Raw genomic sequence first — 14024 nt, forward strand, 5'->3', positions numbered from 1 at the left:
CTGCCTCTCAGAGTCCGAGGTTCACTTTGGAAACGATGTTCTTCTGGATTTCGTTGGAGCCGCCGTAGATCGAGAGCTTGCGCATGATGAAGTACTGGCTGGCGGCGGTGGCGCTGTAGTCGGTGTGCAGCAGGTCGCCGGAGCAGGCTTCCATTTCCTCTTCGAGGAACGGCAGCGCGTAGGGGCCGACGGCCTTGCGCAGCAGATGGGTGATCGCCTGGCGGATCTCGGTGCCGCGCACCTTGAGGATCGAGCTTTCCGCGCCGCTGCCGCCGCCTTCGCGGGCGGCGGCGAGGATGCGCAGGTTGCTCATTTCTGCCGCCATCAGCTGCATTTCCAGGTCGGCAATCTGTGCGCGGAACAGCGGATCGTCGATCAGCGGTTTCCCGCCCTTGCGCTCGCGCGCCGCGATGCCCTTGAGCTGGCGCAGCAACTGCTTGGAGAAGCCGATGCCGGCAAGCCCGGTACGCTCGTGGGTGAGCAGGTACTTGGCGCAGGTCCAGCCGTCGTTCTCCTGACCCACCAGGTTGGCCACCGGCACCTTCACGTTGTCGAAGAAGACCTCGTTGACCTCATGCTCGCCGTCCAGGGTGATGATGGGGCGCACGGTGATGCCGGGGGACTTCATGTCGATCAGCAGGAAGCTGATGCCGCGCTGGGCCTTGGCCTGCGGGTCGGTACGCACCAGGCAGAATATCCAGTCGGCGTGCTGGCCCATGGTGGTCCAGGTCTTCTGGCCGTTGACGATGTAGTGTTCGCCTTCGCGCACGGCGCGGGTCTTCAGGCTGGCCAGGTCGGAGCCGGAGCCCGGCTCGGAATAGCCTTGGGCCCACCAGTCGGTCATGTCGAGGATGCGCGGCAGGAAGTAGGCCTTCTGCGCCTCGGTGCCGAAGTTGATGATCACCGGGCCGACCATGACCGCTCCGAACGGCAGCACGCGGGGCGCGCCGAAGATCGCGCACTCTTCCTCGAAGATGTACTTCTGCACCACGCTCCAGCCGGTGCCACCGTGTTCCACCGGCCAGAGGGAGGCGTGCCAGCCGCGATCGTTCAGGGTGCGCATCCAGAAGACGTTGTCTTGCTTGGAGAGGCGCTTGCCGAGCTTGACCTTGGCGGCCAGCTCGGCCGGCAGCTTGTCGCGCAGGAAGGCCCGCACTTCCTCGCGGAAGGCCAGCTCTTCGGGCGTGTAGTGGATATCCATCGAGGTGTTCCTCAGACCTGTTGTTCTTGTGCGCCGCGCAGGGGCGACGGGTTGGGTGCTGCGGTCGAGTATCGGGATGTGGCGCGGGGCTGGCTGTAGTTCGTTCGGACCAATTTCGGGTGGGATTTATTTCGGGCCGCGAGAAAGCAGAAAGCCCGCGCGGCATGGGCCGGGCGGGCTTTCGGTGCTTGCCTGATGATTGCGTGCCTGGGCTTCCCCCTCACCCCAGCCCTCTCCCTCAGGGAGAGGGGGCAGATCGTGCCGGCTGACGCATTGGTTTCAACCTGCACCGAACGGTCCCCTCTCCCCTTGGGAGAGGGTTAGGGTGAGGGGCTCTTGCTCGATGCCCGATCAGAGCGCCGCCTCACTCCCGAGGAACGCCGTGACCTGGCTCGACAGCGTCCCGCCATTGCCATGCAGCAGCGCGATATCGGCCTTCTTCAACTGCCGCTCCCCGGCCTGGCCGCGAATCTGCGTCACCGCTTCGAGGATCAGGAACATCCCGTACATCCCCGGATGCACGCACGACAGGCCGCCACCATTGGTGTTCACCGCCAGCTCGCCGCCGGGGGCGATGCGCCCGCCCTGGACGAAGCGTCCGCCCTCGCCCTTCGGGCAGAAGCCGAGGTCTTCGAGGAACAGGATGGTGTTGATGGTGAAAGCGTCGTAAAGCATCACCAGGTCGATATCGGCGTGGCTCACGCCGGCCATCTGCATGGCGCGCGGGCCGCTTTCCGAGGCGGCGGTGACGGTCAGGTCCGGCATGCACACCACCGAACGGTGCCACTGCGCGCCGCCGGCGCCGAGGAAGTACGCCGGCTTGTTCGGTAGGTCGCGGGCGCGGTCGGCGCGGACCATCGCGCAGGCGCCGGCACCATCGGTGACCAGGCAGCAGTCGGCGGCGCTTAGCGGGTCGCTGACCATCCGCGCGCCCAGCACATCGTCCATGCTCAGCGGGCCGCGGGCGAAGGCTTCCGGGTTGAGGTTGGCCCAGCCGCGCGCGGCCAGGGCCACTTCCGCCAGTTGCTCGCGGGTGGTGCCGTACTGGTGCATGTGCCGGCTGGCCGCCAGCGCATAGGAGGTGATCGGGTGGCGTGGCTTGTAGGCCGTCTCGTGCCACTGCGGCTCGCTCATCGACACCAGCTTGCCGCCGGCGGTGCGCTGGTTGGAGCCATAGCAGATCAACGCCACGTCGCACAGCCCGGCCTGCAGCGCCAGGGTGGCCTGCAGCAGGTGCCATTCGAAGCTGGAACCGCCGACGTTGGTGCCGTCAACGAACCTGGGTCTGATGCCCAGATACTCGCATACCGACAGCGTCGGGAACGCATGGGAGCTGGTGGCGGAGAACACCGCATCGACGTCGGAGAGTTTCAGCCCGGCATCGGCGATGGCTTTCAGCGAAGCCTGGCCGAGCAGTTCCATGGCACTGAAACCGTGGGCTTCGCCGATTCCGGCGCTGCCGATGCCGACGATGGCGGTCTTGCCGCGAAGGGACGAATTCATGCCTGCACCTCTTCGATCACGTCGAACACCACGAGCGCCTGCCCGTCTTCCTCGATCACCCGCGCCTTGACGCGGCTGCCGATGGGCGCGGTTTCCCGGCCTTCGATGCGCGACATCAGGCGCACGCCTTCGTCGAGATCGATCAGCGCCACGTTGTGGCTGGCATTGCGCGAGCGGTTAACGGTGATGGCGTAGATGCGCCCGGTGCCGGCAGCCTCGACCCATTCCAGGTCGGTCTCGCCGCTGCCGGGGACGGCCACCCGCGGGTAGAACACATGGCGGCCAGTGGAAGCGCTGCGCTGGATCATGAAACCGCCCTGCTGGAGGAATCGCTGGTACTGCGCTTCCGGTCCGACGGGCGCGGCGGCTGGGGGATTCTCGGCCATGGCTGGCTCCTGGTTCATTGCGCCCGGCCGTGCAGGCTGCGCGTGTTGTTGATGAAAGTGCCCTTGCCTCGCGCCAGCAGTTTGTCGCCGTCAAGCAGGTCGCAACTGGCCACGCAGATGCTGCGGCCGAGCTTGTGGATCTGCACATGGACTTCGATCCAGCGCCCCGGCAGCGCCGGGCTCAGGTAGTCCATGTCGAGGTTGATGGTGGCCGGGGGCAGTTCGCTGCCGGCGGTGAGCTTGATTGCCGTGCCGAAGCCGGTATCGACCAGGGTCGCGAGGAAACCGCCGTGGGCAATCCCCAGCGGGTTCAGGTGCTCCTCGAGGACTCGCGCCGCCACCACGCGGCGCTCGAGGTTCACGTACACGCCACCGCAGTTGTTGACGAAGCCGGGCCGCGACATGGGCTGGAAGCCGGCGGGCACGTCGCCCTCCTCTTCGATGAAATCACTGGCGCTCATGCTTCGCTCCCCGCGTAACGCTGGGCTCGCTGGAGGCTGGCCCGGCAGTCACGGACCATGCGCTGCAGCAGCTCGGCGCAGCTGGGGATGTCGTCGATCAGGCCGACGCACTGCCCGGCGGTGACGATGCCGTCGTCCGCCTCGCCGCTCTCCAGCGCCGCGCGGCCGCGGGCACCGGCCACCAGGTGGCGGATGTCCTCGAATTGCGCATTGCCGCGCTTCTCGATGCTGACCACTTCCTCGGAGATCGGGTTGCGCAGTACTCGCGCGGTGTTGTGCAGGGTGCGGAAGATCAACCGGGTGTCGCGCTCGGTGGCGCCCACCAGCGCGCGCTTGATGTTCTCGTGGATCGGCGCCTCCTGGGTGGCGCAGAAACGCGTGCCCATGTTCACCCCTTCGGCGCCCAGGGCCAGGGCGGCAGCCATGCCTTCGCCATCGGCGATGCCGCCGGAAGCGATCACTGGCACCTGCAGGCGGCGTGCCGCCAGCGGGATCAGCACCAGGCCGGAAACATCGTCCTCGCCCGGATGCCCGGCACACTCGAAACCGTCGATGGACACTGCGTCCACCCCCAGGCTCTGCGCCTTCAGCGCATGGCGCACGGCCACGCACTTGTGGATCACCGTCATGCCGGCGGCCTTGGCGCGGGCGATGAACTCGCCGGGATTGTTGCCGGCGGTCTCCAGCACCTTCACGCCGCTGGCGATGATCACGTCCAGGTAGCGCTCATACGGCGGCGGGTTGATCGACGGCAGCAGCGTCAGGTTCACGCCAAAGGGCTTGTCGGTGAGGGTTCGGCAGCGCTCGATTTCCTCACCCAGCGCCTCGGGGGTCGGCTGCGTCAGCGCGGTGAGGATGCCCAGGCCGCCGGCGTTGGAAACGGCGGCGGCCATCTCGGCGCGACCGACCCACATCATGCCGCCCTGGATGATCGGGTAGCGGATGCCGAGCAGTTCGGTAATGCGTGTCTTCATGTCGGTTCTCCGCGATTCACTGGTCGAAGACGATGACCGAGCGCGCCAGTTCTCCGCGGCGCAGCTCGTCGAAGCCCAGGTTGATCTGCTCAAGGCCGATGCGCTGGGATATCAGCTCGTCGAGTTTCAGCCGGCCCTGCAGGTAGAAGTCCACCAGCCGCGGCAGGTCCACCGGGAAGCGGTTGGAGCCCATGAAAGAGCCCTGGATGCGCCGCTCGGCGAGGAAGTCCAGGCCGCTCAGCTCCAGCTTCACGCCCGGCTTGATCATGCCGATGACGGTGGCGCTGCCGCCGCGCGCGAGCATGGCGAAGGCCTGTTCGGCGGTCTGCTTCAGGCCGATGCACTCGAAGGCGTGCTGCACGCCGCCACGGGTCAGTTCCAGCACCTGCTGCACGGCATCGCCGTCGGCAGCGTTGATCACGTCGGTGGCGCCAAAGGTCTTCGCCAGCTCGAGTTTCGACTCGAGCCGGTCGATGGCGATGATCCGCCCTGCCCCGGCCAGCGCCGCGCCGTTGAGGGTGGACAGGCCGATGCCTCCGCAGCCGATCACCGCCACGGTCTCGCCTGGTCGCACCTGGGCGGTGTTGAACACCGCGCCGGTGCCGGTGATTACCGCGCAACCGAGCACGGCGGCACGGTCCAGCGGCATGTCGCGGCGGATGGCGACGCAGGCGTTCTCGTGCACCAGCATCTGCTCGGCGAAGGCCGAGAGGTTCATGAACTGGTTCACCGGCTTGAGGCTGGTGACTTCGCTCAGGCGCGGCTCATCGTTCTTGCCGCGCTTGGTTTCCGGTGACACGCACAGCGACAGGTGCCCGGAAACGCAATGTGGGCAGTGCCCGCAGAAGGCCGACAGGCAGGTGACGACGTGGTCGCCCGGTTTCACCGAACGGACCTCCGAGCCGACCTGCTCGACGACGCCGGCGGCCTCGTGGCCGAGGATTACCGGCATCGGCCAGGGGTAGGCGCCTTCAATGAAATGCAGGTCGGAATGGCAAAGGCCCACGGCGCGGGTGCGAATCAGCACCTCGCGCGGGCCGGGCTTGCCGATGGCCACTTCCTCGATGGTCAGCGGCGTGCCCGGTTGGCGCAGTACAGCAGCTTTCATGGCGATTCCTCAGCGACAGATCATGGCGGTGACGGCCTGACGCAGCGGCTCGACGTAAGGCGGGCGCATCAGGTCCGGGCCGTCCGCCGGCTTGAACACCGCCTTGGCGTGGCTGAAAGCGCGGAAGCCGTCGCGGCCGTGGTACGAGCCCATGCCGGAAGGGCCGACGCCGCCGAACGGCAGGCTCTCGACACCCACATGCTTGATCACGTCGTTGATCGTCACCCCGCCGGAGGTGGAGCGGCGCAGCACCAGCGCCTGCTCGTCGGCGTCGACGCCGAAGTAGTACAGGCCCAGCGGACGCGGGTGGGCGTTGATGTAGTCGATCACCTCGGAGATGGTCTTGTACGGCTTGATCGGCAGCAGCGGGCCGAAGATTTCGTCCTGCATCACCTTCAGTTCGTCGCCGGGGTTGCGCAGCAGGGTCGGTGCCAGCTTGTGCCCGGTTTGCGCAGCGAAGTCCTCGCCGGCCGGGTTCAGCTCGATCAGCTCTACGCCCGCCGCGTGCGCTTCGTCCAGGTAGCCCTGCAGGCGCTGCTGGTGGCGGACGTTGATCACCGAGGTGTAGTCGGGGTTGTCGCGCAGGCTCGGGTAGAAACGCGCGATCACTTCGCGGGCGCTGACGATGAAGTCGTCCAGCGATTCCTCGGGGACGAACACGTAGTCCGGCGCCAGGCAGATCTGCCCGGCGTTGTGCAGCTTGCCGGCGATGATCTTCTGCACCGCAGCCTGGAAGTCGGCGGAGCGGGAAATAATGGTCGGCGACTTGCCGCCCAGCTCCAGGGTCACCGGCACCAAGTTCTCGGCGGCGGCACGCATTACCTGGCGGCCGATGCTGGTGGCGCCGGTGAACAGCAGGTGGTCGAAGGGCTGGGCGCAGAACGCCTGGCCGACTTCCGGCCCGCCGGTGATCACAGCGACTTCGTCCTCGGCGAACACCGAGGCGATCATCCGGGCTATCAGTGCCGAGCTGTGCGGGGTGAATTCCGAGGGCTTGATGATCGCCCGGTTGCCGGCGGCCAGGACTCCGGCAAGGCCGGTGAAGACCATGTTCACCGGGAAGTTCCATGGCGTGACGATGCCCACCACGCCCAGCGGCTGGTACTCCACCCAGGCTTCGCCGCGCTCACAGTGGCGCGGCTCGGGCTGCATCCAGCCGAGCAGCTGGGCCTTGGTCTGCTTCAGGCTCATCAGTGGCGACAGCACTTCCACCACGCGGGAGAAGTCGTCGCTGCGCTGGCCGAAATCGGCGCGCACCGCTTCGACGATTGCCTGCTGGTGATCGACCAGCAGGCCGATGGCGCGGTCGATCAGCTCGATGCGCCGCTCGGCGCTCAGCGGTTCACTGGACAGGTGCGCGGCGCGCTGCTGGTCGAGCACGGCGCGGATGGCGGTGCCGGGGCTGGTCTGGGTCATGGGGGTCTCCTGATGGACTCTTCTGGTTATTCGTCGTCGCGCCGGGTCGGCCACTGGTACAGCGGGGTTTCCTTGCGCATGAAGCGGGCCGAAGCCTCCTTCACATAGCCGGAGGTCAGCGCCACAGCCTGGGCGGCGGCTTCGGCGTCGAGCTGGGTCGCCAGGTCGTTCTCGAAGCTGCGGGCCAGCAGGCGCTTGCTCATGGCGAAGGCCGGGGGCGACATCCGCGCCAGTGCACGAGCCAGTTCCTCGGCGCGTTCGAGGGCCCGCTCGCCTGCGTGGCTTTCCAGGGCGATGCCCAGCTGCACGGCTTCGGTGGCGTTGATCTCGCGGGCGGAGTAGATGATTTCGCGGGCGCGTTGCATGCCCACCAGGCGCGGCAGCAGCCAGGAGGCGGCCAGGTCCGGCACCAGGCCGATGCGGGCGAAGGCCATGCAGAAGCGGCCGCGCTCGCTGGCGATGACAAAGTCGGCGGCCAGCGCCAGACTGAAGCCGGCGCCGTAGGCCACGCCGTCCACCAGCGCCACCACCGGGCAGTCGAAGTCGGCCAGTGCGGCCAGCAGGCGGTTGGTTTCCGTCATGCGCATGCGCACCGCGCCGGCTTCGGGCGTGCCGCCCATGCTGCCGACGTCGCCGCCGGAGCAGAAGGCCCCGCCCGCACCGGACAGCAGCAGCGCGCGCACTTCGGGGTTGCGCCGCAGCGCGGTGAGCGCGTCGATCAGCTCGGCGACCATGGCCGTGGACAGCGCGTTCTTGCGTTCCGGATTGGCCAGCGTCAGGCGCGCCAGTCCGTCTTCTATGCAGAGTTCGATGCTCGACATGCGTACCTCGCGGCAGGCATCCCGGCGCGAATGGCCGGCCCGCACGCGGCGGCCCGGCCCACCCGCATCACAGGGTGCGGGCGATGATTTCCTTCATGATTTCGTTGGAGCCGCCGAAGATGCGGCCCACCCGGGCGTTGGCGTACATCCGCGCGATGGGGTACTCGAGCATGTAGCCGTAGCCGCCGTGCAGCTGCAGGCACTCGTCGATCACCTTGCAGTTCTGCTCGGTGCTCCACCACTTGGCCATGGCTGCGGTCTCGCCGGACAGCTCGCCCTTGAGCACCTTGACCATGCAGTCGTCGACGAAGGCGCGGGCGATGACGGCAGTGCTCTGGCACTCGGCGAGCTTGAAACGGGTGTTCTGCAGGTCCAGCAGGGTCTGGCCGAACACCTTGCGGTTGCGCACGTACTCCACCGTCTCGGCCACTGCCCGCTCCATGGTGGCCAGCGCGCCGAGGGCGATGATCATGCGTTCCTGGGGCAGCTGCTGCATCAGCTGGATGAAGCCCTTGCCCTCCTCCGGGCCCAGCAGGTTGCTGGCCGGTACGCGCACGTCGTCGAAGAACAGTTCGGTGGTGTCCTGGCCCTTCTGGCCGATCTTCTCGAGGATACGGCCACGGCGGAAACCGGGCAGGTCCCTGGTTTCGACCACCACGATGGAGGTGCCCTTGGCGCCTTTCTCCGGGTCGGTCTTGGCGACCACGAGGATGAGGTCGGCGTGATAGCCGTTGGTGATGAAGGTCTTCGAGCCGTTGATCACGTACTCATCGCCGTCACGCACGGCGCGGGTCTTGATCGCCTGCAGGTCGGAGCCGGCGCCCGGTTCGGACATGGCAATGGCCGCCACCAGCTCGCCACGGGCCATCTTCGGCAGCCAGTCGAGCTTCTGCTCTTCGCTGGCGTAGCGCAGCAGGTAGTGCGCGACGATGCCGCTGTGCACGTTGGTGCCCAGGCTGGTGCACATGGCGCGGCTCTGTTCCAGGGTGACGATGGCGTCGTGGGCGAAAGTGCCGCCACCGCCGCCGTATTGTTCGGGAATGCTCGGCAGCAACATGCCGAACTCGCCGGCCTTGAGCCACATGTCGCGGTCGATGTGCTGCTGCTTCCACCAGCGCTCTTCATGGGGCACCAGTTCATTGGCGATGAAGCGGCGGATGGAGTCCTGGAAGATCACCAGGTCGTCGGTGATCCAGGGCGATTGAGTGGCGCTCATGGCGGCTCCTCGGCAGACGATTCAGAAAGAAGGCCGGCCGCGCGAGGCAGCCGGCAAAGGGACGGTCAGGGACGACCGCCGCCGACAATCAGCACCTGGCCGGAGACGTAGTTGGACTCCGGGATGCAGAACAGGTACACGCCACCGGCGGCCTCTTCCGGGGTGCCGGCGCGGCCCATGGGGATCATCGCGGCAACGTTCTTCGCCATCTGCTCACTGATGCCGACCTTCAGCTCGCGGCCGCCGACGTTGATGGTCGCACCCTCGCCCGCTGCGGCGGAGGTCAGGCGGGTCTCGATCAGGCCGAAGGCGACGCTGTTGACGCACACCTTGTAGCGGCCCCACTCCTTGGCCAGGGCCTTGGTCAGACCGTTGATCGCGGACTTGGCGGCCGAGTAGTTGGCCTGGCCGGGGTTGCCCATCACGCCGGAGACGGAGGAGATGTTGACCACCTTGCGGAATACCTCGCGGCCTTCCTCGGCTTCCTTCTTGGCGGCTTCGCGGAAGTGCCCGGAAGCGGCGCGCAGGATGCGGAACGGCGCGGAGACGTGGACTTCCATGATGTCGTCCCACTGCTGGTCGGTCATCTTCTGGATCACGTTGTCCCAGGTGTAGCCGGCGTTGTTGACGATGATGTCGAGGCCGCCGAAGGACTCCAGGGCGGTCTTCACGAAGCGCTCGCCAAAGTCCTTTTCAGTCACGCTGCCGACGCAGGCAACGGCGCGGCCGCCTTCGGCGACGATCTGTGCAACCACTTCCTCGGCCGGGGCGGCGTCGAGGTCGTTGACCACCACGGCGGCGCCGTCGCGGTGCAGCTTGAGGGCGATTTCACGACCGATGCCACGGCCGGAACCGGAAACGATGGCGACCTGGCCTGCGAGTTTGTTGTTCATGGTTGTTCTCCTGTTTCAGGCGTCCAGGGCCACGACGGCTTCGCCGGACAGTTTGATTTCACCCGCCTGGTTGCGGGTGGTGATTTCCAGGCGCAGGGTGCCGGAGGTCTCGTCCTTCTCCAGCACTCGGCCGGAACAGGTGATGGCATCGCCCAGCTGGGTAATCGCAGCGAAGCGCACCGAGTAGCTGCGCAGGCGCTCCTGCGCCACCCAGTTGGTCAGCAGCCGGCCGAGGTAGGCCATGGACAGCATCCCGTGGGCGAACACGTCGGGCATGCCGGCCTTCTTCGCGAAGTCGATGTCGACGTGGATCGGGTTGTGGTCCCCCGAGGCGCCGCAGTACAGCGCCAGGGTGGTGCGGTTCACCGGGTCGGTGGTGAAGCTCGGCAGTTCGTCGCCGACGGCGATTGCATTCAGGTTCACGCTCGGCTCCTTATCCGTTGCGTACGACGAGGCTGTTGCGCAGTTCCGCCACCAGCTCGCCGGCGGCGTTGCTGACGCGGGTTTCACGCACCACGAATTCCAGGGCGCCGCCCTTCTTGTCGTAGATGTCGACGATCTTCGTCTCGAAGGACAGGCGCTCACCGGCGAAGGCCATGCGGTGGTAGGTGAAGCCCTGCTCGGCATGCAGGATGCGGCCGAGGTCGATGTTCAGGCGCTTGAGCACCGAACCCGAGCCGCCGGCTTCCATGTCCAGGCAGAAGAGGAAGGTCGGCGGCACCGGCAGGCCGGGGTAGCCGGCGTCGCGGGCGGCGGTCTCGTCGCTGTAGCGCGCATCGGTCTGGCCGGTGGCCTTGGCGAAGAAGCGCAGGCGCCCCGCCTCGACCAGTTGCGTGTGGCTGGAGACCACCGCGCCGATATGGCTCTTGTCAATCATGCTCGCGGCTCCCCGGTCACTGGCGCTGGAACAGGGTGACGACGCAGGCGCCGCCCAGGCCCAGGTTGTGCTGCAGGGCGAAGCGCGCGCCTTCCACCTGGGTGGCATCGGCGGTACCGCGCAGCTGGCGGGTCAGCTCGAAGCACTGGGCCAGGCCGGTGGCGCCCAGCGGGTGGCCCTTGGAGAGCAGGCCGCCGGAGGGGTTGGTGACGATGCGGCCGCCGTAGGTGTTGTCGCCGTCGAGGATGAATTTCTCGGCGGTGCCCTCGGGGGTCAGCATCAGGCCTTCGTAGGTGATCAGTTCGTTGGCGGTGAAGCAGTCGTGCAGCTCGACCACCTGGATGTCCTGCGGACCGACACCGGCCTTCTCGTACACGATGTTGGCGGCGTTGCGGGTCATGTCGTAGCCGACGACCTTGCGCATGTCGCCTTCGTCGAAGGTGCTGTTGCGGTCGGTGGTCATGGCCTGGGCGGCGATCACCACGTCGGTGCGCAGGCCGTGCTTCTTCGCGAAAGCCTCGGTGCAGACGATGGCGGCGGCCGCGCCGCAGGTCGGCGGGCAGCACTGCAGGCGGGTCAGCGGGTCGAAGATCATCGGCGAGGCCATCACTTCGTCGACGCTGACCACGTTGCGGAACACCGCCAGCGGGTTGCGCGCGGCGTGCTGGCTGGCCTTGACGCGGATGCGGGCGAAGACTTCGCGGCTGATGCCGTATTCCTTCATGTAGGCGCGCCCGGCGCCGCCGAAGAACTGCGCGGCGCGCGGCGCGGCCTCGTCGAAGCCCTGCACCTGGGTCATGGTCTTGGCGAAGCGGTCCATCGGGCCGGTACGGTCGGTGTAGGCGCCCTTCAGCGCGCCGGGGACCATCTGCTCGAAGCCCAGGGCGATGGCGCATTCCACGGCGCCGCTTTCCACGGCCTGGCGCGCCAGGAACAGCGCGGTGGAGCCGGTGGCGCAGTTGTTGTTGACGTTGACCACCGGGATGCCGGTCAGGCCGACGCCGTAGACCGCGGCCTGGCCGCAGGTGGAGTCGCCGTAGACGTAGCCCACGTAGGCCTGCTGCACCAGCGCATAGTCGATACCGGCGTCGGCCAGTGCGGCCTTGGCCGCATTCGCGCCCATGATGTGGTACTCGTCGCTCTGGCCCGGCTTGGTGAAGGGGATCATGCCGACCCCGGCCACCACTACTTTATTGCTCATGTGTTTCTCCTTGGGGATGGGCGTGTCGCGCGCCGTCAGTTGACGGCGCGGTTCTGGTCTTTCCAGTAGGGCGCGCGCAGGTCGCGCTTGAGTACCTTGCCGGCCGCCGAGAGCGGCAGCGCGGCAACGAACTCGACGGATTTCGGGCACTTGTAGCCGGCGATGTGCTGGGCGCAGTGGGCGCGGATGTCGTCGGAGCAGACGTCGCTGCCGGCGTGCAGCACCACCACGGCGTGCACCGCCTCGCCCCAGCGCTCGTGGGGAATGCCGATCACCGCGCAGCTCTGCACGGACGGGTGGCGGGCCACCACGTTCTCGACCTCGGCGGAGTACACGTTCTCGCCGCCGGTGACGATCATGTCCTTGAGGCGGTCGACGATGAACAGGAATCCGCGCTCGTCCATGTAGGCGCCGTCGCCGGTGTGCAGCCAGCCGTTGCGCAGGGTCTTGGCGGTCTCTTCCGGGCGGTTCCAGTAGCCGAGCATGACGTTGGGGCCGCAGACGATGATCTCGCCCACCACGCCACGGGGGACTTCGTTGCCCTCCTCGTCGACGATCTTCACCAGGCCGCCGAAGCCGCCGCGCCCGGCGCTGCGTACCAGGCCGCTGGCGATGCCCTCGGCCTGGTGGGTCCAGTCCGGGCTCACCGAGATCACCGGCGAGGTTTCGGTCATGCCGTAGGCCTGCATGAAGGCAATGCCGGGGAACTTCGCCAGGGCCTGTTCCAGCACCGGCAGGGAAATCGGCGAGGCGCCGTAGGCCATGCGCTTGAGGCAGGACAGGTCGTGGCGCTCGAAGTCCGGGTGGTTGATCACCGCCTGCAGCATGGTCGGCACCAGCAGCATCTCGTTGATGCGCTCGCGCTCGATGGTCTGCAGCACTTCCAGCGGGTCGAACATCGGGATGAAGACGTTGACGTAGCCACCGATCACCTGGCTCAGGCAGCGCGCCATGGCGGCGGTGTGGAACATCGGCGCGGCGTGCAGGGTGCGCGAGTCATCCTCGGCGGGGAACTCGGCCATGCGTGCCACAGCAGAGGACCAGAGATTCAGGTGCGACTGCATCACGCCCTTGGGCAGGCCGGTGGTGCCGCCGGTGTACATGATCGAGGCGAGGTCGTTGCCGCCGCGCAGGGCGTCTTCGATGGGCTCGTGGCTGGCGATCAGGCCCTCGAAGGAATGCATGCCTTCGGGCGCGGCGCCGTCACCGACATGGATCAGCACCGGGGCGCTCCTGGCGCCGGCGCGGATGCCTTCGGCCAGGTGCAGGAAGTGGTCGTCGATCAGCAGGATTTCGGTCTGGCAGTCGTCCAGCGAGTAGACGATCTCCGGCACGCTCCAGCGGATGTTCACCGGGTTGAGCACGCCGCCGCCCCACCAGGTGGCCAGCATGTATTCCAGGTAGCGGTCCGAGTTCAGGGCCAGCATGCCGACCCGGTCGCCGTTGCGCATACCCAGCGATTGCAGGGCCGCGGCCAGGCGCGAGACGCGCTCGCCCTGCTCGCGGAAGGTCCGCGTGCGGCCGCGGAAGATGGTCGCGACGTGGTCCGGGTCCTGCTGCAGCATGCGTTGCAGGCCTTGGGTCAGGTACATGGCAGGTCTCCAATCGATGTTGTTCTTGTGAGTTCGATACTAGGGAGGGGCGTTGCCCGCGGCGTCGGTCGAAGGGATGAAGCTGCGGTGGTTTGGCAGGTGGTTCGAATGGACTAGAGGGCTGCTTCCGGGAAGCTTGTGCCTGGGACGGCCCTCACCCCAGCCCTCTCCCGGAGGGAGAGGGAGTAGATCGTGCCGGCTGACGCCGCATTTTCATCCTTCATCGAACGGTCCCCTCTCCCCTTGGGAGAGGGTTAGGGTGAGGGGCTCTTACAGGGGAATGCATGGCCGCGAACCGGATTCACCAATCCGAATATCAGCGGGCAACAGAAAAGGGCCAGGCGCCCGAAGCCGCCTGGCCCTCCCCCGTACAAC

Annotated in this window: 14 protein-coding genes; all 14 read right to left on the bottom strand. The window is 67.2% G+C overall.

Annotation, left to right across the window (positions count from 1 at the left end; genetic code table 11):
* Positions 1-7 precede the first annotated feature (7 nt).
* On the bottom strand, positions 8-1201 hold the full coding sequence (locus tag IB275_RS16110; protein ID WP_192295981.1) for an acyl-CoA dehydrogenase family protein: 1194 nt from the start codon (positions 1199-1201) through the stop codon (positions 8-10).
* A 351-nt stretch (positions 1202-1552) separates the two neighbouring features.
* Positions 1553-2704, bottom strand: coding sequence for a thiolase family protein (locus tag IB275_RS16115; RefSeq protein WP_192295982.1), 1152 nt, complete (start codon positions 2702-2704; stop codon positions 1553-1555).
* A complete protein-coding gene (locus IB275_RS16120; protein WP_192295983.1) occupies positions 2701-3090 on the bottom strand; it encodes a Zn-ribbon domain-containing OB-fold protein in 390 nt (129 codons plus the stop codon). The genes IB275_RS16115 and IB275_RS16120 overlap by 4 nt, the downstream gene beginning before the upstream one ends.
* A 14-nt stretch (positions 3091-3104) precedes the next feature.
* Positions 3105-3551: a PaaI family thioesterase gene (locus tag IB275_RS16125; RefSeq protein WP_192295984.1), complete on the bottom strand. Its 447-nt coding sequence runs from the start codon at positions 3549-3551 to the stop codon at positions 3105-3107.
* The gene (locus IB275_RS16130) at positions 3548-4525 is read right to left on the bottom strand and encodes an NAD(P)H-dependent flavin oxidoreductase (RefSeq protein ID WP_192295985.1); all 978 of its coding nucleotides are present in this window, start codon (positions 4523-4525) and stop codon (positions 3548-3550) included. Before IB275_RS16130 ends, IB275_RS16125 begins: the two co-directional genes overlap by 4 nt.
* A 16-nt stretch (positions 4526-4541) precedes the next feature.
* Positions 4542-5633: a Zn-dependent alcohol dehydrogenase gene (locus IB275_RS16135; protein WP_192295986.1), complete on the bottom strand. Its 1092-nt coding sequence runs from the start codon at positions 5631-5633 to the stop codon at positions 4542-4544.
* Between the two features lie 9 nt (positions 5634-5642).
* Positions 5643-7049: a coniferyl aldehyde dehydrogenase gene (locus IB275_RS16140; RefSeq protein WP_192295987.1), complete on the bottom strand. Its 1407-nt coding sequence runs from the start codon at positions 7047-7049 to the stop codon at positions 5643-5645.
* A 26-nt stretch (positions 7050-7075) separates the two neighbouring features.
* Positions 7076-7870, bottom strand: a complete 795-nt coding sequence (locus IB275_RS16145) for an enoyl-CoA hydratase/isomerase family protein (protein ID WP_192295988.1) — start codon at positions 7868-7870, stop codon at positions 7076-7078.
* A gap of 67 nt (positions 7871-7937) precedes the next feature.
* Positions 7938-9086: an acyl-CoA dehydrogenase family protein gene (locus tag IB275_RS16150; RefSeq protein WP_192295989.1), complete on the bottom strand. Its 1149-nt coding sequence runs from the start codon at positions 9084-9086 to the stop codon at positions 7938-7940.
* Between the two features lie 65 nt (positions 9087-9151).
* Positions 9152-9979, bottom strand: a complete 828-nt coding sequence (locus IB275_RS16155) for an SDR family NAD(P)-dependent oxidoreductase (RefSeq protein ID WP_192295990.1) — start codon at positions 9977-9979, stop codon at positions 9152-9154.
* 15 nt (positions 9980-9994) lie between these two features.
* On the bottom strand, positions 9995-10402 hold the full coding sequence (locus tag IB275_RS16160) for a MaoC family dehydratase (RefSeq protein ID WP_192295991.1): 408 nt from the start codon (positions 10400-10402) through the stop codon (positions 9995-9997).
* A gap of 10 nt (positions 10403-10412) precedes the next feature.
* Positions 10413-10856 carry a MaoC family dehydratase N-terminal domain-containing protein gene (locus IB275_RS16165; protein WP_192295992.1) on the bottom strand — a complete coding sequence of 148 codons (444 nt, stop codon included), beginning with the start codon at positions 10854-10856 and terminating at the stop codon, positions 10413-10415.
* 16 nt (positions 10857-10872) lie between these two features.
* Positions 10873-12057, bottom strand: coding sequence for a lipid-transfer protein (locus tag IB275_RS16170; protein ID WP_192295993.1), 1185 nt, complete (start codon positions 12055-12057; stop codon positions 10873-10875).
* A 35-nt stretch (positions 12058-12092) separates the two neighbouring features.
* Complete coding sequence (locus IB275_RS16175) at positions 12093-13649, bottom strand: acyl-CoA synthetase (RefSeq protein ID WP_151187173.1); 1557 nt, start codon at positions 13647-13649, stop codon at positions 12093-12095.
* Positions 13650-14024 lie beyond the last annotated feature (375 nt).

The sequence above is a fragment of the Pseudomonas sp. PDM21 genome (genome assembly GCF_014852505.2).
In the GTDB taxonomy this organism is placed as follows: domain Bacteria; phylum Pseudomonadota; class Gammaproteobacteria; order Pseudomonadales; family Pseudomonadaceae; genus Pseudomonas.

Bases quoted from the DNA above. Each gene is read 5' to 3' on its own strand.
- IB275_RS16110 (WP_192295981.1), bottom strand. From the start codon at position 1,201: ATGGATATCCACTACACGCCCGAAGAGCTGGCCTTCCGCGAGGAAGTG.
- IB275_RS16140 (WP_192295987.1), bottom strand. From the start codon at position 7,049: ATGACCCAGACCAGCCCCGGCACCGCCATCCGCGCCGTGCTCGACCAG.
- IB275_RS16165 (WP_192295992.1), bottom strand. From the start codon at position 10,856: ATGATTGACAAGAGCCATATCGGCGCGGTGGTCTCCAGCCACACGCAA.
- IB275_RS16120 (WP_192295983.1), bottom strand. From the start codon at position 3,090: ATGGCCGAGAATCCCCCAGCCGCCGCGCCCGTCGGACCGGAAGCGCAG.
- IB275_RS16130 (WP_192295985.1), bottom strand. From the start codon at position 4,525: ATGAAGACACGCATTACCGAACTGCTCGGCATCCGCTACCCGATCATC.
- IB275_RS16135 (WP_192295986.1), bottom strand. From the start codon at position 5,633: ATGAAAGCTGCTGTACTGCGCCAACCGGGCACGCCGCTGACCATCGAG.
- IB275_RS16155 (WP_192295990.1), bottom strand. From the start codon at position 9,979: ATGAACAACAAACTCGCAGGCCAGGTCGCCATCGTTTCCGGTTCCGGC.
- IB275_RS16170 (WP_192295993.1), bottom strand. From the start codon at position 12,057: ATGAGCAATAAAGTAGTGGTGGCCGGGGTCGGCATGATCCCCTTCACC.
- IB275_RS16115 (WP_192295982.1), bottom strand. From the start codon at position 2,704: ATGAATTCGTCCCTTCGCGGCAAGACCGCCATCGTCGGCATCGGCAGC.
- IB275_RS16175 (WP_151187173.1), bottom strand. From the start codon at position 13,649: ATGTACCTGACCCAAGGCCTGCAACGCATGCTGCAGCAGGACCCGGAC.
- IB275_RS16150 (WP_192295989.1), bottom strand. From the start codon at position 9,086: ATGAGCGCCACTCAATCGCCCTGGATCACCGACGACCTGGTGATCTTC.
- IB275_RS16145 (WP_192295988.1), bottom strand. From the start codon at position 7,870: ATGTCGAGCATCGAACTCTGCATAGAAGACGGACTGGCGCGCCTGACG.
- IB275_RS16125 (WP_192295984.1), bottom strand. From the start codon at position 3,551: ATGAGCGCCAGTGATTTCATCGAAGAGGAGGGCGACGTGCCCGCCGGC.